The sequence below is a fragment of the Paraburkholderia sp. SIMBA_027 genome, from assembly GCF_046535315.1.
GTDB classification, from domain to species: Bacteria; Pseudomonadota; Gammaproteobacteria; order Burkholderiales; family Burkholderiaceae; genus Paraburkholderia; species Paraburkholderia tropica.
In genome coordinates this window covers 1-267 of the sequence record NZ_JAWRWY010000707.1, presented here as the reverse complement: position 1 = coordinate 267, position 267 = coordinate 1, and the positions used below count along the sequence as shown (strand labels likewise).

Genomic DNA, 267 nt, shown 5'->3' with positions numbered 1-267 from the left:
ATGGAATCCCATGCATCGGCAGCCGGATCAAGCGCGGTCTGCAGCGGCTCGAATTTCTTGCGGGTCACGGCCCGCGCCAATTGGAACTGCACGGATTTGGCCGTCTCGGAAATCTGCCGGGCATCAGCCTCGGCGCTGCCGAATTGCCCCGGCGCAAGCCAGGCGAGATGATCCGCCGCCAGCTCGAAATTGGCGCCGAACTGGCGAAGCGTGTTGAAGGCATATTTGTGGAAGAAGCCGAAGGGCCGCTCGGCAATTTCCTCGACC

At 62.2% G+C, this 267-nt stretch carries 1 protein-coding gene; it reads right to left on the bottom strand.

What is annotated here, in order from left to right; translation table 11 throughout:
- A partial coding sequence (locus SB764_RS40865; protein WP_410866878.1) for a DUF1839 family protein occupies nucleotides 1-267 on the bottom strand: 267 nt, incomplete at both ends.